The 23,432-nt window shown below is 63.5% G+C and carries 16 protein-coding genes and 1 pseudogene; 6 read left to right on the top strand and 11 right to left on the bottom strand.

Annotation, left to right across the window (positions count from 1 at the left end; translation table 11 throughout):
• Together K1X71_11095 and K1X71_11100 are read right to left on the bottom strand one after the other, a co-directional pair.
• Nucleotides 1-723 (bottom strand): 3-isopropylmalate dehydratase large subunit (locus tag K1X71_11095; GenBank protein MBX7073682.1); only part of this gene is annotated, 723 nt, incomplete at its 3' end.
• Nucleotides 724-948: 225 nt separating this feature from the next.
• Nucleotides 949-1,146 (bottom strand): hypothetical protein, encoded by a 198-nt coding sequence (locus K1X71_11100; protein ID MBX7073683.1) that lies wholly within the window; start codon nucleotides 1,144-1,146, stop codon nucleotides 949-951.
• A 217-nt stretch (nucleotides 1,147-1,363) separates the two neighbouring features.
• Between K1X71_11100 and K1X71_11105 the strand changes: the two genes are divergently transcribed.
• Both K1X71_11105 and K1X71_11110 read left to right on the top strand, forming a co-directional pair.
• Complete coding sequence (locus tag K1X71_11105; GenBank protein ID MBX7073684.1) at nucleotides 1,364-1,843, top strand: hypothetical protein; 480 nt, start codon at nucleotides 1,364-1,366, stop codon at nucleotides 1,841-1,843.
• 315 nt (nucleotides 1,844-2,158) lie between these two features.
• Nucleotides 2,159-2,869, top strand: coding sequence for a peptidylprolyl isomerase (locus K1X71_11110; GenBank protein ID MBX7073685.1), 711 nt, complete (start codon nucleotides 2,159-2,161; stop codon nucleotides 2,867-2,869).
• A gap of 181 nt (nucleotides 2,870-3,050) precedes the next feature.
• On the opposite strand, the gene K1X71_11115 is transcribed toward K1X71_11110, so the two are convergent.
• A complete protein-coding gene (locus K1X71_11115; GenBank protein MBX7073686.1) occupies nucleotides 3,051-3,752 on the bottom strand; it encodes a PEP-CTERM sorting domain-containing protein in 702 nt (233 codons plus the stop codon).
• Nucleotides 3,753-4,319: 567 nt separating this feature from the next.
• Here K1X71_11115 and K1X71_11120 point away from each other — a divergent pair.
• Nucleotides 4,320-4,505, top strand: a pseudogene (locus K1X71_11120) (hypothetical protein).
• Between the two features lie 276 nt (nucleotides 4,506-4,781).
• On the opposite strand, the gene K1X71_11125 reads toward K1X71_11120, so the two are convergent.
• From K1X71_11125 to K1X71_11135, 3 genes are all read right to left on the bottom strand, one after another.
• Nucleotides 4,782-7,025, bottom strand: a complete 2,244-nt coding sequence (locus K1X71_11125) for a TolC family protein (protein ID MBX7073687.1) — start codon at nucleotides 7,023-7,025, stop codon at nucleotides 4,782-4,784.
• Between the two features lie 388 nt (nucleotides 7,026-7,413).
• On the bottom strand, nucleotides 7,414-7,890 hold the full coding sequence (locus K1X71_11130; GenBank protein MBX7073688.1) for a hypothetical protein: 477 nt from the start codon (nucleotides 7,888-7,890) through the stop codon (nucleotides 7,414-7,416).
• A gap of 34 nt (nucleotides 7,891-7,924) precedes the next feature.
• A complete protein-coding gene (locus K1X71_11135; GenBank protein ID MBX7073689.1) occupies nucleotides 7,925-10,057 on the bottom strand; it encodes a hypothetical protein in 2,133 nt (710 codons plus the stop codon).
• Nucleotides 10,058-10,469: 412 nt separating this feature from the next.
• Between K1X71_11135 and K1X71_11140 the strand changes: the two genes are divergently transcribed.
• Entirely contained in the window at nucleotides 10,470-11,372 is a 903-nt protein-coding gene (locus K1X71_11140; protein ID MBX7073690.1) for a thioredoxin family protein, read from the top strand.
• Here K1X71_11140 and K1X71_11145 read toward each other — a convergent pair.
• The 4 genes from K1X71_11145 to K1X71_11160 form a co-directional block, all read right to left on the bottom strand.
• Nucleotides 11,369-12,328, bottom strand: coding sequence for an aldose 1-epimerase (locus K1X71_11145; protein MBX7073691.1), 960 nt, complete (start codon nucleotides 12,326-12,328; stop codon nucleotides 11,369-11,371). The two genes, K1X71_11140 and K1X71_11145, sit on opposite strands and share 4 nt — an antisense overlap.
• Nucleotides 12,328-16,194, bottom strand: a complete 3,867-nt coding sequence (locus K1X71_11150) for a hydantoinase B/oxoprolinase family protein (protein ID MBX7073692.1) — start codon at nucleotides 16,192-16,194, stop codon at nucleotides 12,328-12,330. The genes K1X71_11145 and K1X71_11150 overlap by 1 nt, the downstream gene beginning before the upstream one ends.
• Nucleotides 16,195-16,282: 88 nt before the next feature.
• Nucleotides 16,283-17,527, bottom strand: a complete 1,245-nt coding sequence (locus K1X71_11155; protein MBX7073693.1) for a PQQ-like beta-propeller repeat protein — start codon at nucleotides 17,525-17,527, stop codon at nucleotides 16,283-16,285.
• Between the two features lie 111 nt (nucleotides 17,528-17,638).
• Nucleotides 17,639-20,068 (bottom strand): MMPL family transporter, encoded by a 2,430-nt coding sequence (locus K1X71_11160; GenBank protein MBX7073694.1) that lies wholly within the window; start codon nucleotides 20,066-20,068, stop codon nucleotides 17,639-17,641.
• Nucleotides 20,069-20,461: 393 nt separating this feature from the next.
• On the opposite strand from K1X71_11160, the gene K1X71_11165 reads away from it, so the two are divergent.
• Both K1X71_11165 and K1X71_11170 read left to right on the top strand, forming a co-directional pair.
• On the top strand, nucleotides 20,462-21,142 hold the full coding sequence (locus tag K1X71_11165) for a zinc ribbon domain-containing protein (protein ID MBX7073695.1): 681 nt from the start codon (nucleotides 20,462-20,464) through the stop codon (nucleotides 21,140-21,142).
• Nucleotides 21,143-21,348: 206 nt separating this feature from the next.
• Nucleotides 21,349-21,705, top strand: coding sequence for a hypothetical protein (locus tag K1X71_11170; protein MBX7073696.1), 357 nt, complete (start codon nucleotides 21,349-21,351; stop codon nucleotides 21,703-21,705).
• Between the two features lie 112 nt (nucleotides 21,706-21,817).
• Here K1X71_11170 and K1X71_11175 read toward each other — a convergent pair whose 3' ends face one another.
• Nucleotides 21,818-23,212, bottom strand: a complete 1,395-nt coding sequence (locus K1X71_11175; GenBank protein ID MBX7073697.1) for a BBP7 family outer membrane beta-barrel protein — start codon at nucleotides 23,210-23,212, stop codon at nucleotides 21,818-21,820.
• Nucleotides 23,213-23,432: the final 220 nt, after the last annotated feature.

Below are 23,432 nucleotides of genomic sequence, written 5' to 3' on the forward strand. Positions count from 1 at the left end.
GCCCCGCAGATAGGCGAAGGTCGTGTCGTCGGGGGCGATCATGCCTGCCCGCGCGCCCGCCTCGATCGACATGTTGGCCACCGTCATCCGCTCTTCCATCGACAGGGCGCGAATCGCCTCGCCGGCGTATTCGATCACGTAGCCGGTGCCGCCGTCGGTGGTGATCTGCCCGATCAAGTACAAGATCAAGTCCTTGGCGGTGACACCCGGCGGCAACTTGCCATCGACGCGCAGTTCCATCGTCTTGGGCTTGGATTGCAGCAACGTTTGCGTGGCCAGCACGTGCTCCACTTCGCTGGTGCCGATGCCAAACGCCAACGCGCCAAAGGCGCCGTGTGTGGCGGTGTGGCTGTCGCCGCAAACGATGGTCATGCCCGGCTGCGTATAGCCCTGCTCGGGTCCAATGACGTGGACGATTCCTTGTTCGGCGTCGTTCAGATCGTACAGGCGAACGCCGAACTCGCGGCAGTTGTTGCGGAGCGTGTCGATCTGCTGCTTCGAGATTGGATCGGCAATCGGCAGCCGGCGATCGGTGGTTGGCACGTTGTGGTCGGGCGTGGCGATGGTCCGCTCCGGGCGGCGCACGCGGCGCCCCGCCAGTCGCAATCCCTCGAACGCCTGAGCGCTCGTCACCTCATGCACCAGGTGCAGATCGATGTACAGGATCGTCTGCTCTCCTTTCGCGGCATGGACGACATGCTCGTCCCAGATCTTCTCGAACATCGTGCGCGGTGCGGTCATAGCAGTACGGGCTGTGCTGGGGTTCGCGGGGGCGTGGCGGCCGCTGGCAGCGCCGCGCGGTTCAGGCCGGCGCAAGATGCGCGACCGGGAATGAACGGACCTGTCAATATATCAGCGATTGGGTCAGTCGGGGAGGACGCCGTTTATGGCAATCCCGGCGGCGAAAAGGTTCGCGGCCATCTGAACATTGCCTGACGGGGCCGGGTTTCAGACCGACAGGTCGAGCTGATCGCCTCGGTCGGGGGCTTTGCCTGCCTGGGCGGCGGAAGCCAATAGCTCGGCGACGGCGGCGCCTTGCAGTCGCGCGGCGTCGAGTCGCTTGCTGGCGAGCACAACCGCGATTTGACCCGCCAGGGCTTCGGATTGTGCGGCTTGCACGGCCGGCAGGCTGCTGATGTCGCTCATGGTGTCGCCCGGTTCGCTGAGGAGCGCCGCTGTGGCGCAATTTGATGTTGGATCGGCGACGGCGACCCTGGGGCGTGAAACTTCAATAGAAACGACCGGTTGTATAGGACACAACCGTCGCGCAATGTCCCGATTTGACGCCGGCCAGGCCGCAAGTCTCGCGGCAACCTAGCCTTGGGATGAGGACGTTCCATATTCCCAAGCTCGGCCATTCATCATGTCTACGCGGCGAATCTCTACCCCGGCTGTGATTGCCATCGATCTGAGTTTGCTCGTCGGCAGTTTGCTGGTGCTGGGTAGCGCGATCTCGATGGCCTGGGCGTCGACCGGCATCGAGGCGCTACCCGAGCGGGCAAATGCCCGCGTCTTGGCCATGGAGCTTTATGCGGCGCAGCGGCAATCGGTGAACAGTGGCGAGCCGGTCGAAGTGGTGATCGAGGCGGCGGGAGATCGGCCAGCGGCGTATACGATCGCGATGCAGGGGCGGCCGATCGGCTTCTATCGTTTGCCTAACCGCCGCGAATTTCAGCCGCAGTTTGCGGTTTCGGCCGCGCCGCGGCGAATCGAGTTCTTGCCCGATGGCGGGGTGACGGAGCCGGCCGTCATCGAGTTGGCGGCGCCCGAGGGAAGCTGGCGGGTGACCGTGGGCGCCGCAGGCGAGGTGCGAATCATAGAACCGCAGGCGCCTGGTCGCTGAGCCGGTTTCTGTTAATTTTCGGCCAGCTTTCTGAATGTCTTGACTGGCGATCGCCGCCAAACTAGTCTCATAGGGTCAGCCGAACCCTAGTCTGCTGGGTATTTTGCTAGTGACCTTCCGCAATTGAGCCGCTCTTTGCCCCTCTGTGGCAAGGATTAATCGCGCCCGAGTGGCGCCTTCTTACTGGCTCTTTCCGCTGACCCCTTGAACCGCGCAAGCTGCTCGCCGTGGTATTTGCGCGTCACATAGTCCGCTGCTTCAACCGAAATGCTCTCTCGCTCCATCACCCTAATTCGAAAATCAAGAGGCCCATTCATGTCTCGTTGGTCTTGGCTCGTTATTGCGCTGGCGGCATTGATCGCCTCGCCCGCGTTGGCCACCACGGTTCATATCGAAACCAATCTGAACGTGCCCGGCGTTGGCAATTCGTTCGACATTTTGCTCTACGACGACGTAGCGCCGATCACCGTGGACAACTTTTTGAACTACATCACCTCGGGCCGCTACAACAACAGTTTCTTCCATCGCTCGGTGAACAACTTCGTCGTGCAAGGGGGGGGCTTCACTTGGGATGGCTCGAAGGTGGTTCCACTGACGACCGACCCGCCGATTCAAAATGAGTATCAACTGTCGAACGTGCGCGGCACGATCGCCATGGCGCAAACGGCCGGCAACATCAACAGCGCCACCAGCCAGTTCTTCTTTAATACGGTCGACAACACCGGCTCGCTCGATCCGCAGAAGTTCACCGTGTTTGGACAGGTGCTCGGCGCCGGCATGGATGTGATCGACGCCATCGCGGGACTGAAGATTTTCAACGCGGGGGGGCCGCCCTTCAACGAACTGCCGCTGCAGGACTACGACGCGAAAAACAACATCGCCACCGAGAACCTGGTGATCATGACCAGCGTGACCGTGGTTCCGGTGCCGGAGCCGCAGACCCTGGCGCTGGCGGCCACTGGCGGAGTCGCTCTGTTGGGTCTGGCGTCGCGCTGGCGCCGCAAGCGTGCCAAGCAGAGCAGCTAGCGCTCTGATTCCGAGCGCCTTCTTTAGCGCGCGAGAATAACGCCCTGTACCCCAACCATGCCGTCTGCTGAAGCCTTGTGCTCCGCTTCAGCAGGCGGCTTTGGCGTTTAGGGGGGCGTACAAATTTCCTCTTGGCAGCTCATCGTGCTTATGTGGTCAGCGACGCGCTCAGTTCCGCAATCTAGCACCGTCGCACGCGGCGGCGACCAGCAAGCGCCAGTCCCAATAGTCCGACAGCGGCCAGCGCCAGCGTGTTTGGCTCGGGCACAATGCCCGTCACCAGGTTGGCGCCTTCTGTCGTGCCATAGGCGAAGGTCACGGCCGAGATCGACGAAGCCGCCGTCACACCGGTCACTTTCAACGTGAAGGTGGCGGATTCCGCAAGAAACGGATTGTGTGGCCCGTTGCCGGCGATCGAGCCATTGGCGTTTGCGTACGTGGGACCGCCGGGTGGACCGATAATGAGGTGCGCCGGACCGATCTTTGTCCCGAGCACGTTGAGAAACAGATCGGAGCCGGCAGTCGACAGATCCCAACCGGTGTCGCCGACGGCGCCATCGACGTACGTGCCGGCCTTGGCGATGGTGCGGTCGAGGCCTGCGCTCGTGGTGATTGAACCACTGTTCTGACCGGTGCTAATGGTGAACTGCAAGCCGCTCAGGTTTTGCACCACCGAGGTGGGGTCGGCCTCCAAATTCTCCAACAGCACGACTACGGTGTCGGCCGACGTGGTGAAGGTCGCCTTGGCGCTGACCGTCTGTCCGCCGGTCGTGGCGCCCGCGGGCGTAAAAAAAGAGACGATGCCCGCGTCGGCTGGTGGCGCCCATCCGCTGATCGCGAGGGCGAACAGAAAAGCCCCAAGAGAAATGCTGCTGAATCGCATTGGCTAGCTCCTTTCGAACCATGATTCATCACGCGGAAGCGAGTGTTGACTAGCATTGGCTGGCTGCGTGCTTCGAGGGATCGGGAGCTACCCAGAACGATGAGTCACCGGTCCAATTGCCGGCACGATCCATGCGCATGGCAGTTTGTGCGATGCAGCGCCGCCAAGTATCGCCGCCTGCCGCCCACATCAGCGGCAAGCGTTTGGCGAGCGTTGTGTCGTCGGCGCGAACCGCGCAAGAGATGCGATGTCGACCTTAGCGTGCTGCTATGAGTCGCATCGGTTTAGCGGCTCTCAACTCACCGTCATTAGCGGCGCCAGAGACCCAGAAAGCACAGCCCGCAACTACCCCGGCTGTCAATCAACAGGCTAATCCCCCACCATTGGGGTGCAACGAATTTTCTGTTACATGAACGATGATTCACGCAGGTACAGTCGTCCGTCGGGTGCGCCGAACGAAATCGTATGTCGAAGGTTGACTGGTCGCATCGGCGCCGCGACATGGCGAGTCGGCTTGACCAATTAGAGCGGCGATGATCTGAGCGAGCCTAGGTTACAGTGGCGCATATGAAGTTCGGTTTTCGACGGCCCTCCTTCAAGAAGCGCATCGCGGCGCGAACCTCGCTCAAGCGGCTCGCCCGAAGTTCGCTCGGGCTGCGCGTTCCCAAGGGTTGGGGTTGGCTGACCAACCCGCGCAAGGCGCTCTACAACCGTGTGTATCGCCGCACTACCTTCGGCATCGAAGACTTGTTTGACACTCGGCGCCGATCGCGGGCTGGTTGCCTGGTGCTGTTGCTTGCCGGCGTGGGCGGCATGGGCGCGCTGGTTATTGCGCAGTGGAGTTGAAGTCGCCCCGCGCGCCGCGCATGTTGAACGCATTCCGCAAGCGAGGCAAAAACGGACATCACCATCGAATGGCAATCTGGCAAGAGGTACGCGCCGTGCTGCCGCCAGCAATGAAAGAAGCTCGCCAGGCATTACACCAGCGAGCTTGATGAACGGTTAGCGATTGCTAACGCACGCGCTTGGCTACTGTGGACGCACGCCAACCACCGAGGCCCGCGGCGCCTGCGCGGCTTGATACTGCACCGGCCGCACGCCGGGAGGAGCGAGGCGTCCGCCGGTCGCCGGCGCCGGCCAGTCGGCCATGCCTTGCATGGGGCGCGGCGCGGCGCCGAACTTGGGCGCCGTCGGCACCGCGAAGGGGGCATTGGGTCCCGCGGCCGGGGCGGGCATGTTGGCGCCGGTGGCCGTGGGCGAAATCTCGCCCGTCGGTCGCGGCGCGCCCGCTGGCACTTCCTCGACTTCGGCCGGGGCCGGCGCGGTGAGGATGGTTCCGCCCGCCGCGTCGTAGCCGTGAATGTGCTGCTGGTAGCGTCCGCGGCTCATCACGCGAGGCTGCGTGAAGCCGTAGTCGATGAACATGGCGGCGTCGCGTTCGCGAGCCCGCTTGAGGGCGTCGTAGTAGGCCTTGGCCGGCCAGGGGCCTTCGTTCAAGAACACGCCGTTGTATTCCAGCAGCGAGCCCTTGCGCAGGTGCACATCGCGGATGGCCAACATGTAATCGACCAGCGAACGGTAGTAGCTGCTCTCGGCGTCGGCCAGGCGGCGTTGGGCGTCGAGCACCAGGTCGAGCGTGACGGTGCCGGTTTCGTAGGCGGCCTTGACCGCCTCCACGTTGCGCTCGGCGGCCACGCGGCGGTTGAAGTTGGTTTGGCTCAGGCCATAGTAGCGATCGACGTTGCGCATCGCGTCGCTCAATTGATGCGAGACTTCCAACTCTTCGTCCTGCAGCACGGCCCGTTCGCGAGTGAGCAACAGTTGCATGTTGCGCACCGCCGCCAACTCTTTGCGGAAGCCAATGTTCATCTGGAAGGTGAGGCCCAGTTGCCACTCTTGGAACGTGCCGCGAGTGAGGGTTTGCATGGCGTTGGAGAACGGCGCGCCGGTGCGGTTGGCGTACCACCAATCGTCGCCCCAGCCCAGCCAGCGATAGCGGCCGTTGGCGTCCAAACGCGGCAAGAGGAAGTTCTTGGTGGCGATCAACTCCATCTCGCGCTGCTTGACGCGCCACTTCTGGCGTCGCAGTTCGGTCGAGCGGGCGAGCGACTCCGCATGCGTCTCATACCAGTCGAGATTGAGTCGGGCGATGGTTGGCTCGTCCGATGGGCGAATCAGCCGGCCGTCGGTTGAGGCCAGGCCCATGATGTAACGCACGCGGTTCTCGGTGGAGTAAAGCTGGCTGAGCGCGTTCTCGACCTGGGCACGGAACAGAAAATACTGCTCGCGTGCCTGGGCCTCTTTCTCCGCCTCGCCGCCGACGGCGCTAACGATGTACAAGGCATAGACGCGCCGCCAAGTTTGCAGGGCACTGTCGCGTCCGGCGATCAAAGCGTCGAGGTTGCGATAGTTGAAGTACAGCTCCCAGTAGGCGGTTTCCAAGTCGCGGATCATCGTGCGCACGCCAATCTCGAAGTCGGCCAGCGAGATGTCGTGATTGATGCGCGCCAGGATCACGCCGTTGGCGAAGAAGAAGCCCGGCTGGGCGTTGGGCCCCGCGATGCGATTGAACTGCACGCCGGCCCCTTGCAACAACGGATGACGGAACTCGGCCTCGATGTTCTGGTTCCAGTCGCTGGGGAACTGACGGGTGGGGTTGTTGTTGTATTCATAGAAGGTGTTCGACCGCATGAAGAACTGACCGCCCGTGGCAGTCGTCTTGCTGATTTGCGTGGTGTTCTGCCCCAGGTCTTGTTCGAAGACTGGCGCGAAGATCGCCTGACCGAAGAAGCCGGTCACGTTCACCGGTCGGTCGTTCTTGGCCCACATCATGCTGCTGGCCAACTGCGCGTCGAACGCGGCCAGGGCGGCCTCCACGCCGATGCGCGGGTTCGACTCGGCGATGGCCGGATCGTACACGGTGGGGAAGCTGTCGGGCGCCTGGCTCAGCAGGGCCGGCGGTTGCACCACCTGGCCGCCGATGGTGCGCATGACGCGGGAGTTTTGCAGCGTGACCTTGACGGCCTCTTGCAAGGTGAGGTCCCAAATCTCGCGCGGCTGCGAGTTCTTCAGCGAGAAGGGCGCCAGCGCCCCATCGACATCGGCCAGGCGCTGCGTTTCGACGTCGGCGTATTCGATCTCGGTCGCCACACCCCGGTAGTGCGACAGGTCGCCATCTTCAAAGAAGTAGAACGGCTGCGACGGCGTGCAGCCGGTGGCCACCATCATGGCGCAGGTCAGGACCGCCCAAATCTTATGTAGTTGCCGATTCATTCGCGGTAATTCCTTGGGGGCTTGCCGTCGCTTCGGCCGGATCGCCCTGCTGGCGATCTTTCCGGGCCGATGAGGCCTTCCCAAATTCACGCTGATCGCGGCCAAACCCACGCTGCGCGCAATCCGCGCGGCATAGTCGGCACGCTTGGTATCGGCGCCCTAACCCGCAAACTTGGAAGAATCCGCACAACCCGCGTGACCGCTACCAGAAGTGGGGAAGGATGGCCGGAAGCGAGGCGAGCCTGGCAAGGCGGAGAAACCGGGCGGGAATGTCCGGCGAAGGGAGGCCGGTATACAGCGCCAGCGCGATGCGAAGTTCGGCGAGCCGCAGTACAGGCCGACTGCTAGCTTGCTGGCGATGCCGTGTGCCCCGCTGGCTCGCGGCTGTCTATAAAAACATGCCCAGGTAGCCGCCAGCGCTTTCCATTTGCGCCTGCGCCTGCTGGGCGCGCTGGTGCGCCTTTTCCAGATCGCCGGCGGCGATGTACTGGTCGAACTCGACCTGCACGGCGCGCGGCACCGTCTCCAAGAACCAATGGACGATCGGCTCGGTGAGCCAGTCGCAGGTTTCGCGCACCAGCTCCACGTCGAGCGCGCACGACAAGGTCTTTTCGTCGGCCTCGTCGGTCAGCACGGTCCCTTCAAACCGAAACTCGAGCATGCCGCGCGCTTCGTCGTTGGTGAGGTGAAATGTGCAGTCGGCGTTGTATAAATAGTACGAGTTGTGCGAGCCGTGCGTCTCGATGGCGTGCTTGATGCGCCGGCAGCGCTCTTGGTACTTGGGCGACGCGTCGAGCGGGATATCGAGCCGCCCCACACTGCGCAGCGGCAAACAGTCGAAGCCGATCTCCACGAAACGTCCCATCGCCATGCTCCTCCTTGCGCGGCCGTCGCGCTTTTCATTTCGCCAGGGCGGCGCGCGCCACGCTTTGCGGCGCCGGCTGACTGCTGGCGCTGCGCGTCATGCCTAAGGTCAGCCAACCGCCGTCGGCCGCCGCCTGCGACGCCGTCAGCGGGCCCGCCTCGGCCAGTTTACCCGGCAGCTTGATCTGTTCGCCACCAAGTTCCGGCTTCAGAATCTTGCCCATCCGGCGTTCCAGCATGTTGCGCAGCGTTTGCTCGGCCACCGACAGGCGCCGCTCGCCGGGCACAAAGCCGGGCGGAAAAATCTCCAGCTCTCCCTGGCGAACCCCCTTGATGCCATTGGGGGTGTTTTCAAATTTGTAGGTCGCGGTCACGTTCATCGCGCGGTATTGGCGGTCGCCACTGCGAAACCGCTGGCCGCGGATGGTGACCCTCAGCGATCCGTCGCGAAACACTACTTCGATCGGCTTGTGATCGGCGAACGTGATCGACCACGAATCCCCCTCTTCCTCTTCGTCGTATCCCTCGGGCAGTCGCCCCTGCTCGTCGCGCATGCGCTCTTTCACATCTTCTGATTCGAGCGTCTCGCCGGCCAGCAAACCTTGCGTCAGGCTGTTCACCGCTGTTTCGTGCAGGATCAGGCCGAGATCGGGAGAACCTGACCAGGAGGGGGGCAAGGTTGGCGCGCCGAGCCGAACGGGACCCGAAAAGGTGCCCGCCGCCAGCATGTAGTCGGGCGTGGTCCAAAAGAGCAAGTCGTCTGGAAAATGTCCGCGTTGGGCGAGCGGATCGCGGAATTGCTTCCAATACTGCTTGTCGGCATCGGCGATCTGGGCGTCGGCTCGCGAGTTGAGCCGCTCGCGCAGCGCGCGCCGCGCGCGATCGGATTGCCGCGATTCGCCCCCCGGTCGCGCCTCGGCCACGCGCCGGCTCGCCACCCGCTCGACAATGCGACCGCGGATGCCGCCGCTGGTCGAACCGATGCCGGTGGTCACCAGTCGCGTATCGGCGCTGGCGGTGGCGGGCTGTGTGGAGAGGCCCGTTGGTTCCACCAGAATTGATTTGTTCCCGGTCAGGTCGGTGTAGCCGCGCAGGCAGACGCGGGCCGAGCGATTGCGGCCCAGCGTCTCTGACACGACTTGTCCGCGAAACAGCGCGTTCCAAACCGCGCGGCGGTCGTTGGCCACTAGGTCGAGCAGCACATCTCCCTCGGTGCGGGCCGTGCCGGTGACCAGGGTCCCTTCGATCGTTTCGCGCACTGGCTCGCATTCGTTCAAATGCTCGGCAAAGCTGGAGCTGAGAAAACCCTCTGACACAGTGACGAACAAGTTCTTGTACGGAAAGCGAGCCTGCACCACGCTCACCACTTCGGGCGACTGGCCGTGATCGGCCAGCCAGTTGACCGCGCTAACCACCGGATCGAGATCGGTGATGGCCGCTGCCTGTTGATCGGAAAGCGCCTTGGCCAGCGCCTCCAGTCGCGGTTGTGCCTCCTGGGCAAGATCCTTGGCTTCGCTGCCGCGTAGCGTGCGCACATAGCGGCGCAGCGCGCGGGCGGCGCGGCGGAAGGGGCGCATCTCCAGCCCGCGATTGCCGCTTTCGAATCGCTCGGCAAGTGGGATCAACTGCTCAACCGTCGGCGGTGGACCGGCGGCAAGTTGGACCAACCGATCGAGTTCCAAGTAGCGTTGCCAGCCGGCGCCGGTCGAGACGCCGTCGAGGTAAACATCGAGATCCTTGACTGCTGCGGCCAGCGACTCGCGCCGCGCCGCCACTTCTTTCTCTGTGGGAGGCGCGGGCTGAGCGGCGCGGACGATCTCGGGGAGCTTTTTATCCAGTAGCTCACCACTGGCCAGCCAACGCTCTAAAGCTTTCCGCACCGCTGCAAACCGCGGCAGTTCGAGCCCTGGCTGCGGACTGCGGTAGCGCGAGATGATCTGAGAAACTGCGACGACATCGGGCTCCGCGGTGACAAGTTGTGCCTGGAGCTGGTCGGTTTGCAGGAAATCGTTCCAGCCAGATTGGTTAGAACTGGTAGCCAGCCAGGTTTGTAGGCGCTCCAGCGCGGCCTTGGCCTCGGCGCGAGGATCAGACGCATTGCTCGTTTCGGCGGCTCTTGCGACGGTGGCCAAGCATACGACGAGTGCTGCTAACGCCATACAACGCATGACTTTATCTCCTAGATGACAGCACCGGGCGCTTTCCACGTCAGCATAGATAACACTAAATCCAGCCTTTGGCCAACTTCTGGCCAGGATTGATTTTGTGCCAATCTCCGCCGACCGGGGAGTTGATTCAGAAGTGATAGCTTGATAAACCGGTTCGATCTCAAGCGGCAAAGTCTTCGTACTTTGCCCAGACCGTTTTATCCGGAAATCCCACCCAAGCAAATCCGAACCCTGATTTTACCCTTCGGGTTGGCACGACGCCTTTGAGCGCCCTTGGCGCTCCCCCGCCCCAATCGCCGCGGACACGGAACCTGCGGCAGTTATCCCACGGCCGGCCATACCGGCGCTCATCGACGCCGTGCCCTGCGCGGCGCGGAGATGACTTTCCCCGCCCACATTGGAGAGAAGAGCGATGATTTTGTCGAAACGGATTGTGTGCCTCACGCTGCTATTTGTTGGTCTTGCCGCTAGCTCGGCGCTGGCGGCCGGCGCCGCGACGCAGAGTTGGCACACCGACTACACCAAAGCGGTGCAGTCGGCCAAAGAGCAAGGGAAGTACCTGTTCATCTTTTTTCACGAGACGGGCAACAGCGCTGTGCGCGACGCGTTTGAAAGCCGCGTGCTTGCGCAGTCCGAGGTGCAAGCTCGACTCGCTGGTTTCGAGCGCGTGCGATTGCCGCTTGACGCTTCGATCTACATCGGCGGCAAGCTCACACGGTTGCTCGATCACCCTTCGTTCTCCGAGATGCAGCGCCAGCAAGGGATCGCCATTCTCGATTTCGCCGCGCCCGGCAGCGCGCATTACGGATTGGTGGTGAACATGTTTCCGTTTCGACCGGGGCGCTACTACGGCGTGCCGGCCGTCAAGACGATTCTCGCTCTGCCATCCGGCACGTTGACGCAACGCACCATGATCTACGCCGTGCGCATGCACCCCGAACATCCGGCGAGCACTCGCGGCGAGTTTAGTCCGATTTTGGCCAATGAGGCCGAGAGCCACTCGCACCATCAAGCGAACATTCGCGTGCAAGGGCATCACCAATGGGGCTACCGCTTTCAGCGCATCTTGGGGCGATTGCGCTATCGATTTGGTGGTGGCGGTGGCGACAGCGGCCCCACCGAGGTCGTCGCCGAGAGTTGGCCCGGCAAGACGCTGGTCGACGCGGCGGTCGATTGCGTCGATAGCTGGCGTCAGTCGTCTGGTCATTGGGACGCCGTTCGTTCCGATCATGGCGCGTATGCCTACGACATGAAGCGCGGCAGCAACGGCATCTGGTACGCCACCGGCATCTTTGCCGGGTACCGGCATCGCTAGTGAGTGGCGCTTGCCAGTTCCATGTCGATGCTCGCCGTGCGCGACTGACCAGGGGCCAGGATTGTTAACCCGGTCTTGTGCCCCTGGGCCTCCAGTTCAAAGGCGTTTGAGACCGACGTGTATGGCTCGATGCACACCGCCTCGCCATGTGGCGGCGTGAACACCACACACGCGCAGAACTCCTGTCCAAAGCGAATCGTCAGCCGGCGGCGAGCCTGATGATCGATCACGCTTGCCGCGCACTGGCCGCGCTCGAAATCGAGTCCGCACAGCACATCGTCAATCTTCAATTCGCCAAACCGCGCTCCGGCGCGCAGGTCGCGCGACGCGTCGACCGGCAGCTCGCGGCCCGTGGGCAACATGCCCGCCAATTCCCAATATTCGGCCGCGGGCACCTGCGTGAGACAAGCGCCACGATCGGCGCCGACGGCCAGCGGCAGGCGAAAGTAGGGATGCGTGCCAAACCAGTACGGCAGTGGGCGCTCGCCGGTATTGGTGAATTCAAAACTCGACTCCAACCGCGCGCCGGCGACTCGATAGGTGGCGCGAATTCGATAGTCGCTGGGCCAGCGGTCGAGCGTGTCAGGCGCGTCGAGCGCCGCCTGAAACTCCGCGGTCGCTTCGTCTGCGCCTTGCTGGATCACTCGCCACGGCCGATTGAGGACAAACCCGTGAATCGCGTTGCCAAAATCGTCTCCCACCTCCAGCGCGTAGCGCCGGCCTTGAAAGTCGAAATGCGTGCCGCGAATCCGTCCGGCAAAGGGGAACAAGATCGGGATGCCGCTGCGCGACGGCTTCTGCTCACCAGACAAAAAATCGGGATGCGACCAGAGCGTTTCGTGACTGTCGCCTGCCAGCATCGCGCGAAAACTAAAGCAATTGAATCCCATCGCCGGGGCGATGCGCGCCTCGCTGCCGGACTCTTCGTCTCGAATGGAAATGTAGTCGATCGACATCAAAGCGCCTCGTTGGGTTGAGATGATCGCATTTCATTTTCCGCCGCGCCCCAGCCTCCGCCCCCCGGCGTCTCGATCGTCAGCACATCGCCGGCGTTGACGCTCAATTGCGCCTGATAGCTCAAGGTTTCCACTTGGCCGTTTGCCCGCCGCAATGTGTTGCTGCCGAGTCCGCCCGGCTCACCGCCGGCCGCGCCGTAGGGCGGGTAAGGTCCGCGCCGCTGCGAGAGAATCGACACGGCCAGCGGCTTCAAAAACTCGATCTCGCGAATCACTCCTTCGCCGCCGCGCTGGTGGCCGGCGCCGCCAGAGTCTTGGCGAATCGCGAATCGCCGCAAGCGCACTGGGGCGCGCCGCTCCAGCACCTCGGGATCGGTGAGTCGCGTATTGGTCATATGGGTATGCACCGCGTCGGCGCCAGCGCGACGGTTGGTTGCGCCCGCGCCGCCGCAGATTGTCTCGTAGTAGCCAAACGTGGCATCGCCAAACAACAGGTTGTTCATCGTCCCTTGGCTGGCCGCCGCCAAGCCCAAGGCGCCCAACAGCACGTCCACCACACGCTGCGATGTTTCCACATTGCCCCCCACCACGGCGGGCGAGGTGGCCGGCGTCGCGCCAGGCGCGGGGTTCAAGATCGACTCGGGCAGGATCAACGTCACCGGGCTGAGCACTCCTTCGTTGAGCGGAATATCTTCGGCGATCAGCACCCGCAGCACATACAGCGTTGCCGCCGTGACGATGGCGCGATTGGCGTTTAGGTTGCCCGCCGAGACGCCGCTTGTGCCGGTGAAGTCGATGATCGCGCGCGGCGCTGGCAGATGCTCAATGGTGATCGCCACGGCGATACGCTCGCCGCCATCGAGATGATCGACAAACTCGCGTCGCCCCAGCGGCAACCGCGCCAAGGCCTGCCGCAGCTTGCGCTCGGCGGCGTCTTGGATGTGTTCCATATAGGCTTCAACCACCGGCAAGGTGTAACGCTCGACAAGCCGCGCCAGGTCGCGAGCGCCTTGCTGGTTGGCGGCGATTTGCGCCGCGATGTCGGCCAGATTGTCGGCCACGGCGCGGCTGGGATGCGGCCCCGCGCTCAACAGCGCCTCAAGGGCCTCCATTCGCGATTGGCCAGCGGCCACCACGCGCAAGTTGCGGATCAGCACCCCTTCTTCCGCCAGGTTCTTGGAGAACGGCGGCATCGAGCCGGGCACAATTCCGCCAATCTCGGCATGATGCGCCCGGCTGGCCGTGAAGAACAGCAAGCGTCCAGTCGTCGGGTCGTGTACCGGCGTCACCACGGTGACATCGGGCAGGTGTGAGCCGCCGCGATAGGGGTCGTTGGTCACGAACACGTCGCCCGGCGCCATTCGCGAATTGTCGGCCAGCACCGATCGCACGGTGAGGCCCATCGCCCCTAAGTGAACCGGAATGTGCGGCGCGTTGACAATCAAATGCCCGGCGGCGTTGAACAGCGCGCAGCTAAAATCGAGTCGCTCCTTCACGTTCACGCTGCTGGCCGTGTTGCGGAGCGTGATGCCCATCTGTTCGGCGATGCCGGCGAATTGATTGTTGAAGACTTCGAGCATCACCGGGTCGGCCGTGGTTGACGCAGCCGCGGCGTTTTGAACTGCGTCGCCTGTGAGCAGTAGCTCTCCGCCCGAGAGCACCTCGGCGCGCCAGCCCGGCTCGATCCACAGCGTGGAGGTCGGTTCGCAGACAATCGCCGGTCCGGTCAGCACGCAGCCTGGCGTCAGATTGGCGCGGTCGTATTGCAGCGCGGCCAGCTCTTTGCCGGCGTGCCACACGGCGACGCTTTCGCCCCGCCTGGAATCGCGCGCCGCCAGCCGCTTGGATAGCGGCAATGCCGCGGATACGCGGCCTTGCGCGGCGATACGGGCCGACACCACTTCCAAGGGGCGCTGCTGATGCAGATAGCCATAGAGCTTTTGATGTTCGCGCGCGAAGGCAGCCGCATAGTCGCCATCGGCGGGCGCGACAATGGCCAGCGCCGCGTCGAGTCCGCGATAACGCATCTCCAGAGAGCGGCTAATTTCGATGCGCTCGGCCGGCACGCCTTCGTCTTGCAGTTCGTCGCGCGCTGAGCTGGCAAGTTTGTCAAACACATTGGCAAGCCGACTCGCTAATTGCTCGTCCCACGGCTGATATACGCCCGCTACTTTGTGCCGCGTCACGTCGGCCAGGCCGATGCCGTAGGCGCTCAACAGGCCGGCGTCTGGATGGCAGAGCACCTGACGCATGCCCAGTTCGCGCGCGACGGCGGTGGCGTGTTGCCCTCCCGCGCCGCCGAACGACGCCAAGACATAATCGCGCGGGTCGGCGCCTTGCGCAATTGAAATGGCGCGGATCGCCTGCACCATGTTTTGATTGGCGATCTCGAGCAGCCCCTCGCAGAGCGCCTGCGGCGTGTATTCGCGTCCCGATTCGGCGCGCACCGCGGCGATCAGTTCCGCCAGGCGCAATTCGACGGCCGCCCGATCGAGCGGCAGCGGAAACCGCCGCGCCGGCAATCTGCCCAGATAGTAGTTGAGATCGGTGACGCACAATGGGCCACCGCGACCATAACAGGCAGGACCAGGATCGGCGCCGGCGCTTTCGGGACCGACCACCAGCTTCACGCCGTCGAAGCGGCAGATCGATCCGCCACCCGCGGCAACGGTATGAATCTTGAGGATCGGCGTCACCAGCCGCACCCCTGCCTTTTCGGTTTCGTACTCGAACTCGAAACCGCCGTCGAACCGCGACACATCGGTGCTGGTGCCTCCCATGTCGAAACCGATGGCGCGCGCAAAGCCCGCCGCCAGCGCCACCTGGGAGAAACCAACCACGCCCCCGGCCGGGCCACTGAGCACGCTGTCTTTGCCCGTGAAATGGTCGGCGCCGATCAGCCCGCCGGCCGAGGTCATCAAGCGCAGACGGCTGCCGGCGCCGAGCGCGCTTTGCAGTCGGCCGACATATTGCCGCAGCACTGGGTTGAGATAGGCGTCGACTACGGTGGTGTCCCCCCGCGCCACGATCTTGACCAGCGGCGCCGCCCGATGCGACACGCTGATCTCCGTGAAGCCAGCCCGGCGAGCCGCCTGTTCGACCAGCGCTTCGTGCTGGGGGTGATCGCTGGCGTGCAACAGGCAAATGGCCAGCGACTCGATTCCTTGTTGCTTTAGCTCCTTGAGCGGCGCGATCATCGCGTCTTGGTCAGGCGCCTTCAGCACGGCGCCATCGACCGCCACGCGTTCGTCGATTTCCAGCACCGCGCTAAAGAGCGGCTCGGTTTTGACGATATCCAAGTCGAACAAACGCGGCCGGTTCTGATAGCCGATTTTCAGTATGTCGCCAAAGCCGCGCGTGGTGACCAGCGCCGTGCGCGCCCCGCGGCGAGTGAGCAAGGCGTTGGTGCCGCGCGTGGTGCCCAGCCGAATCGAAACGACGCCAATCGGCTGATCGCAGTGCAGGCCCAGCAGGTAGCGCACGGCGACCAGCGGCGCCTCTTCGCCGCTGGATAGTTCGTAAACAAGACCGTCGCCAACGTCGTCTGGCAGATCGACGTCTAGCATAAGGGCCCCCCGGGCTTGGTCGAACTCGAGAACCCGTCCCTCCGCTACGATGCGCGCGCCGCTGCGCAAACGAACGGCAAAGCCTTCCCACACGCGAGGCGGATCGGCGCGGCGAGCGCTATCGAAGATCGTGCGCCTCGACGAACCGGGCTCCACTCGCCCGGTCACCATGCCGGTGCTCAGCAGCTTGTAACGCGACAACTGGCCCTGCGGGCCGCGGGCAAAACAGTCGGTGAAGGTGCCGCCGACATCGATCCAAAACTCCCAGGGGGGGGCGACGCTAGAAGCTTGATCTGACATGCCGTGATGTTCGGCGAAACGACCCGCGTTGACAAGCGGCGCGCCGCGCGAGCGATCTCGGCAGCTTGTTGAACACTTCAACCGGTTGCTAGCCGCCACCGAGCGCGACGAGGTGCGAGAAAGTGCGCAGATACAATACGCCGCCCGCCACGCTGGGGGTGCTGTGACTTCCTTCGCCGATCGGATTTTTGCCGAGCAGTTGATACTCGGGCCCGGTGGCGACGACGACGCACTCTCCCGCGTCCGACATACAGTACAGCCGGCGATCGACGCAAATTGGCGAACCGAAGTAGCGCCCACCCACGCGGTGTTGCCAGACCACTTCGCCCGAATCGCTCCGCACGCTGCTCACCACCCCTTGATCGCTCCACAGATAGACATGACCGTCCAGGTACACCGGCGTAGGCACATACGGCGCGCTCTTGGTGATCTTGTAGGCGACCTCTGGCGCGGGCTGGTTATCTGGCCCGCCGGGGCGCACCGCCACGACAAAGTTGCCGCCGCCTCCCGAGCCGCAGGTACCTAGCACCAGGTCGCCGGCCACGACGGGCGAGCTGACCGTGCGCTTGTCGAACACGTCGGCCAGTTCCCAGAGCCGTGCGCCCGTCTTGGGGTCGATGCCGGTGAAGCCGTGCGCGCCGCTCAAGAAAACGAGTTCCGGACCGCGTCCCGGTGGCTCGTAGACGCATGGCGTGGCGTACGACACCTCGCGTCCCGGGCGTGGGGTTTGCCAAACGACTTCTCCGTTGGTTCGATCGAGCGCCACCAAGAAACTGACGCCCGACTCGTCTTGATCGTTGCCCAGGATCACCAGGTTTTCATAGACGATTGGCGACGTGCCGCAGCTATGTTGGCTCACGAACGGCCCCAACGAGCGATGCCAGACTTCCTGGCCATCGTGGTCCAAGGCGCGGATGGAGTAGTCTTCCGGCGCTGACCACACCACATACACCCGCTCTTCGTCAACTGCTGGCGTGGACGACGCGAAGCTATTGAATTGATGTTTGGTGTGCAACGACGAGGTGTAGCTGCGCGACCAGAGCAACTTGCCGTCGCGCGCGCTGAGGCAGTGCGCCATGCGCGTGGCGTTGTCGTTGTCGGCGCTGGTCAAAAAGACTTTGTCTCCCCAGATCACCGGGGCCGAGTGGCCAACGCCCGGCAGTTCCACGCGCCAGCGATAGTCGGCTTCGGTCCACTCGGCGGGAATGCCTTGGGCCTCGCTAACACCGGAACCATTGGGCCCGCGAAAGCGAGTCCACTCCTGGGCGAAAGTCCAATCGGCGCAACACGCTATCGCCAGCAGCAATACGAGACGGGTCGTCCAGTGCGTCATCGGCTCGGTCTCCGCGGCGGCGATTCCAGGGCGCGCAGCGTCAGCCTAACAGGCGCACGGAGCGCAACGCAAATCGACGCGCGGCAAAGTGCCCGACCAGCGACCTCGCCCTTACAGCACGCTGGGCGCCGGGTCGCGGCGGCGATGCGGGTTGTCGGCCTTCGCGTGCGGCGGCAGCGCCACCTTGGCCGGCGCCGGCTGCTTGGCCGGTCGAATGCCGCGCTCGAACAACCGGCCCAGCGGCCCCGCCAGCAGGGCGGGCATCAGTAGCAAGTTGCCCGGCAATGCAGCCGTGAGCAGCGTAAGCATCATAAAGCCAAACCGCTGCGTCGGCGTGAAGGGGCTAAAGGCGAAGACCGAAAGCCCCAGACCGATCACGCCCCAGCTTTGATACATGGCTCGGCCGCAACCCTTGTAGGCTAGCATCACCGCCTCATTACGCGAGAGGCCATCGGCGATGCCGCGACGGAACCAGAGCATGAAGTGAACCACGTCGTCGACCGTCACGCCGAGCGCCACGGCCGGCGTCATCACCGTGCCCACATCGACCACGATGTCCCACCAGCCCATCAGGCCAAATACGATGAGCGCGGGAAAGATGCTGGTGATGGTGAGCAGGATGCCGGCCGACATACTGCGAACGGCAATGATCATAACCAGGATGATGAGCACCAGGTCGGAGACGAAGCCGGTCACCAGACCATCGAGCAACGAGGTTTGCGCCTTGTAAACGATTGGCACCAATCCGGTGTAAACCACATCGATGTTGGGCCGGGCCGCGGCGTCGGCCGCCAGCGCCACGCCCCCAGCGGGGGGCGCTTGCGCGAGTTTGGTCTCCTGTTCGGAGACGATCGGCTCCACCTCTTGCTTGAGCACGTCGATGAACTGGGCGTAGTCGACGTTCTTGAGCGCCCCGACGCGGGCGCTGATCCGCCACAACAGCGCGTCGGGCGTCTCGCGCAGATAGTCGCCGGCAAGGAACTCGTCGATATTCTTCGTCAAGCGTTTATTGAGGACCGGGTCTTCCACCCGACCAACGATCGGTATCCGCCGCGTGCGACTGCGCAGCGAGGGGCCAAAGGTGACGGTCGAAAGCGAACTACCGACCTCGGGAATTTCGTTCACCTTGGTCTGCACGCGGTCGATCAGACGCATTTGGTCGAGCAGCGACAGGCCGGAGTCCTTGGGAACACTGAGCACAATTTCGACCGGCACCAGTTCGCCAAGGTTCTTTTCCAGCCAGGTGTAGTCGTTGAGGATCGGCGCGCCCTTCTGAAAGAAGCGCATCATGCTGACCGAGGTCTTGATATGGACCAGTCCATAAGCGCACATGGCCATCACCAGCAGCGTGGCCACCGAAACCAGGTTGTGATGCCGCACCACGCGCTCCGCCATGCGCCACCAGAAGCGCGAAAACACCGTCTCCGCGGGCTCGCCTTCTTGCTTTTTCGGCACACGGATTGGCCACATCTCCAGCCCGGCCGGCAAGAACAAAAACAACAGCAGCAAGCTCACCACCACGCCAATGGCCGAGAAGATGCCGAATAGTTGAATCGGCACCAGTTCGCTCATGCAGAGCGACACCAGGCCCACCGCAGTAGTGACTGTGGCCAGACTGAGCGGCAGCCAGGCGTGCTGGATGGCGTGCAGCGCCGCGTTCTTTGTGCCATGCTCGGCCACGGTGTCGCGATAATAATTCGCCAAGTGAATCGCGCCGGAGGTCGCCGTCACGTACACCAGCGACGGCATCGACAGCAAGATGGCGTTCATCGGGGTGCCCGAGTAATACACGATGGCCATGCTGATGATGATCGAGTAGATGCCGGTGAACATCACCAGCGCCACCAGGCGCTTACTGCGCAGCGACCACCACGACACCAATAGGCCAATGGCGCCCGACATCAGCGCCAAGCGCACCAGCGTGCTCTCGCCCGCCTTGTCGATGGCGGCGTTATCGACGGGCGGGCCCCCCATGTGCAGGTTGGCGGCGGGGATGGCGCATTCGCTCACCGCCACATCTTCGATCTTGTCGACCGCCTTGCGAGCGTTCTCAGAGCCATAGGCCGAGAGGGTCAAGACGATGCAGGTGGTCTCCTTGTCGGGACCGACCAGCGACCCAACCAGCCGATCGCGCGCCTCTTCGTAGCTGAGCGACTCGATCTTTTCGGTCATCTCGGCGATCGAGTCGGGCCCGGTCATCACCCGCGAAAAGTACGACTGGTGCGCCTCGCCGTCGTCGTCGGCGGCGACGGCGTGGGCCTTGGCCCGCAACTTGGTCGCCATCAGTTCCAGCCGGGGGTCGTCCAGCGTGCAGCCGTCCCAACTCACCAGCACGAACTCTTCGTTCTGAAAGTGCTTCTGAAACCGCTCGTAGACCTGCGTTTCTTCGTACCGCGCCGGCAGCCACTGCTTCACGTCGTTCTTGTTGCTCAACAGGGCCCGGCGAGCCCCCGCCAACGAGATGGGCAGCAAAAAGAAGACGACCAGCATGATCGTCAGGCCGTAGCGCGAGTAAAAAGAGTGCTTGGCGGGGGAATTCATTGCGAGTGACCCACGGTCCAGGAGGGACTGCTCATTTGCGGCGCCGGGGCCCTTGCGATGGCGACAACTCGCCAAGCGGCCCTGTAGGCCTAAGCGCCGTTTGGGCAACGTATGTTACCGGCGCCGCCTACAAGCGGGTAGTTCAACCCATGCTAGCGAGACAGCACGATCCATACCAGCGATGCTCTCGATAAATCCAGCTAGCACTTGCAGTTATCGCGACGAGCAAATTACCCAGTCGTTACAGGCGAAAGAGGCAACCTGCGGTTGTGTGTGATTTCTCATCGCAATAGCGCCAACCTGGCGCAAAAGTCTTGCCGATGTAAGACGCGGGGGGCTCTGCCCCCAGCCAACGCGGTAGGGCACCGTTCATCGTCGCCAGGGATGGGTCTGATGTTCTGCTCCGAATGTGGAAAACCGGCTCGCGGCAAGTTCTGCTCCCACTGCGGCGCGCCGCTCTTGGACGCCGCTTCTGGCGACTCCGGCGAAAAACTTGCCCTGCTCGATCTGGTGCCGGTCGAAGTCTTGCCCGACTGGGAGAGCGAAATTCGCTATGAAGCGATTTTGCAGTTTCCCGGGGTCCGCGCCGCGATCGAGCGACACGCCGCGCAAGCGCCCAAGCAGATGACGGGCGAGCAATTCTTGGCGCTGGCCGACAAGATCGTGCCGCTCGGCGTTTCGATGGAGGGGGTGGCGGGGGTCGCCAACGCCTTCTTCAAACGGCTGGGCGTGCAGACGGGCAAAGATCGCGCGCGGCAGGTCGCCGCGCCGGCCAGCCAGACGATCGTGCGTGTGCTCTGCTCGTTGGCCCGCCGCGGCCAGGCGCTGCGCCAGGTGACTCAGGCCGAAGATGGTTGCCTGATCGAAGCGGCGCTGCCATCCGATCTCTTTGCGCTCGAAGGCGACCTGTTGATCACCGTGCGCCGTTACGGACCCGCCGCCTCGGTCGCGGCCACTGCCCGCATCGGCGGGCAATGGTTTGACTGGGGCAAGAGCAATCGCTGCCTGGATCAACTCTTTGCCGATCTCGAATGCGACGTGCTGGCCGGGTTCGCGCTGGGCCGGGCGGCCTGAAGTCGGCGCGGGGCGATCGCGGCGGGAACAAACGCCGGCAGGCTTCCAACTCCGCGGAAGTTCCTGGGTGGCGCTTCCAGCCAGTTGACTCTACGCTTACGGATGTGTCGACTTGCTAGCGCGCGATTCAATAGCGCGGAAGATGCCCCCTGAGACAATCCATGCTTGAGCCTCCAGGGAATGCTGTAACCCTCGCATACTCAGATATGGCTTTTTCGGCAGCAGCATTGACCGTGAATGTCATGTTCTTTGTGTCGCTGATCTTCTGGACGCTGCGTGCCCGAACGCCGTTCTTGACTGGCTGCGGATTCTTTCTGTCGCACACATTGGTAGGGTTGGTCTGTCTGCCATTCATCCTGTCGGTCCGGGGCGAGCAGCGATGGCTGTATTCGATGTCTCTGTGGCTGATTGACCTGCCGATACTGCCGCTTATCGCGTACTACGGTGAGAAGCGAGAAGTGCTGAAACTAGCGGCCGGCTACATCGTCATCGGTGGCGGCGTTTATGCGGTTTTCGGCTTCGTCGTGGGCTTGATCCGGGATTTCATGCGTCGCCGCCACTAAGAACAGCCGCCCGGGCGGCCGAGAGAATGAGGTGGACCCCAAGTGTTGGACAGAAACTGGGGTTGGATTCGTTTCGCTGGCGACGAGGGGCTAGGCGTCGTAGCGCCGCCCTCTACCAGAAGAACTCGGCGCCGAGGGAGGGGCCGGTGAGGAACGTCGAGCCCGAGTGGTCGAGATTGGCGGGCTGATTGCCGGTCTTGGGCGTGACCTGCAAGGGGGCGAGCGCCAGTCCCGTCACCCACAGAAAGTCGTAGGCGGCGCGCAGGTTCATGTTGGGTCGCACGTGCCACACGCCGGTAAAGCCAAACTCGCCGACGAAGGCGAACTTGGTGATCGCGTCGCCAAAGGCGCGCGACGGCAGGGTGGCGCCTTCCAGGTCGGAAGCGGTGATTACGCTGGTCTGGCTGGCGCGATTGCCAAACAGGCCGATCTTGCCGCGCGCTCCCAGGTTGAAGCGGCAATACTGCTGCACCATGTCGCCGCCGATCTGAAAGCCGAACAGATTGTTCGTGGTGCGTACGCGGTAATCGCCGCGGGCCAGCACATCGGAGTCGATGCCGCCGTTGGCGTCGTACAGGACGTGTCTGCCTTGCGCGTGAAAGCCAAAGGCCTCGTTGATCGTGATGTAGCGAAAGCCGGCCAAGAACGACGGCGTGAAGCCGGGCGTGCAGCGCTTTTCCCAACTGTTGTTGGGCAGCGCCACCAGGCTGTCGCGCCCCAGCGAGCGGCGCACCCGCCACACCGCCTCGTAGTTGTTGAAGTCGGACGAGTACTCGGCGCGCTGCAGGTTGGTGAAGTTGAACCCGCCGACGCCGTTGGGAAAGAACGTGATCAGATCGCCCAACGTGATGATCGGATTGCCGGTGAAGGGATTGACCGTGGTGGTGCTGCCGCCGCGCACCTGATGCGAGGCGTCGAAATCGAACGGCCCCAGATAACTGAACTCCAGCGTATGCACCCGCTTGACGAAGTCGGTCCCCAAGAACCGTCCCACCGTCAACCGTGTCCCCACCGAATAACCAAAGTCGAGATCGCGCGTCGATTGATCCACGGTGCGCACCAGGATCTGCTGGTTGTTGATCACCACGGTGCGCTCGGTGCCCGACAGATTCACGGGTCGCCCGCTGCTGCGCTCCAGGGCCACCACGTCGGTGTAGGCGAACCAGGTGGGGCGCAGGCCGCCACCACCGCAGGCGCCGCAGCCGGCGGGTCCGCAACCAGGCCGCGTGCAGCCCCGGCAATAGGGGGGCGTTTGCCCTTGGTCGTAAGCGATGGGGTCGGTGCTGTAGGCGCCGATCAACTGTCCCTCGTCGGGCCAGAGGATGGTGCTCTGCGCGTCGTCGGCAGGGGTAGGGTATTCCGCCCCCCACTCGTCGACCACCATGCCGTCTTGGGGCGTTTGATCGAGCCAGACGCCGAGGTCTTCGGCCTCGTCGGCCCAACTGGCGCGCGCGCCGGTCATGCCGATCGCCACAAGCAGCAGAATCTGGAGCCAACGAGCACGCACGGGGGACAATCTCCGCAAAACCACGCCGGCCCAGACCAAGGCAAGACACCCCGCCCGCGCGCCGGCGCATGTTCATCTTTGCTAATCGGAACGCTCGGGCGCGGCACAACACAAATAACCGCTAGAATCGGCACGGTTTGCCACGTCAATCGCAAGCGCTTCCGGGCCGCTCGCCGCAGCTTGCCCAATTTGCCAATCGTTGGCGTGGCGCGCCACAAGG

The organism is Pirellulales bacterium, from assembly GCA_019694455.1.
GTDB lineage: Bacteria > Planctomycetota > Planctomycetia > Pirellulales > JAEUIK01 > JAIBBY01.

Bases quoted from the DNA above. Each gene is read 5' to 3' on its own strand.
- K1X71_11100 (MBX7073683.1), bottom strand. From the start codon at position 1,146: ATGAGCGACATCAGCAGCCTGCCGGCCGTGCAAGCCGCACAATCCGAA.
- K1X71_11105 (MBX7073684.1), top strand. From the start codon at position 1,364: ATGTCTACGCGGCGAATCTCTACCCCGGCTGTGATTGCCATCGATCTG.
- K1X71_11110 (MBX7073685.1), top strand. From the start codon at position 2,159: ATGTCTCGTTGGTCTTGGCTCGTTATTGCGCTGGCGGCATTGATCGCC.
- K1X71_11115 (MBX7073686.1), bottom strand. From the start codon at position 3,752: ATGCGATTCAGCAGCATTTCTCTTGGGGCTTTTCTGTTCGCCCTCGCG.
- K1X71_11125 (MBX7073687.1), bottom strand. From the start codon at position 7,025: ATGAATCGGCAACTACATAAGATTTGGGCGGTCCTGACCTGCGCCATG.
- K1X71_11130 (MBX7073688.1), bottom strand. From the start codon at position 7,890: ATGGGACGTTTCGTGGAGATCGGCTTCGACTGTTTGCCGCTGCGCAGT.
- K1X71_11135 (MBX7073689.1), bottom strand. From the start codon at position 10,057: ATGCGTTGTATGGCGTTAGCAGCACTCGTCGTATGCTTGGCCACCGTC.
- K1X71_11140 (MBX7073690.1), top strand. From the start codon at position 10,470: ATGATTTTGTCGAAACGGATTGTGTGCCTCACGCTGCTATTTGTTGGT.
- K1X71_11145 (MBX7073691.1), bottom strand. From the start codon at position 12,328: ATGTCGATCGACTACATTTCCATTCGAGACGAAGAGTCCGGCAGCGAG.
- K1X71_11150 (MBX7073692.1), bottom strand. From the start codon at position 16,194: ATGTCAGATCAAGCTTCTAGCGTCGCCCCCCCCTGGGAGTTTTGGATC.
- K1X71_11155 (MBX7073693.1), bottom strand. From the start codon at position 17,527: ATGACGCACTGGACGACCCGTCTCGTATTGCTGCTGGCGATAGCGTGT.
- K1X71_11160 (MBX7073694.1), bottom strand. From the start codon at position 20,068: ATGAATTCCCCCGCCAAGCACTCTTTTTACTCGCGCTACGGCCTGACG.
- K1X71_11165 (MBX7073695.1), top strand. From the start codon at position 20,462: ATGTTCTGCTCCGAATGTGGAAAACCGGCTCGCGGCAAGTTCTGCTCC.
- K1X71_11170 (MBX7073696.1), top strand. From the start codon at position 21,349: ATGGCTTTTTCGGCAGCAGCATTGACCGTGAATGTCATGTTCTTTGTG.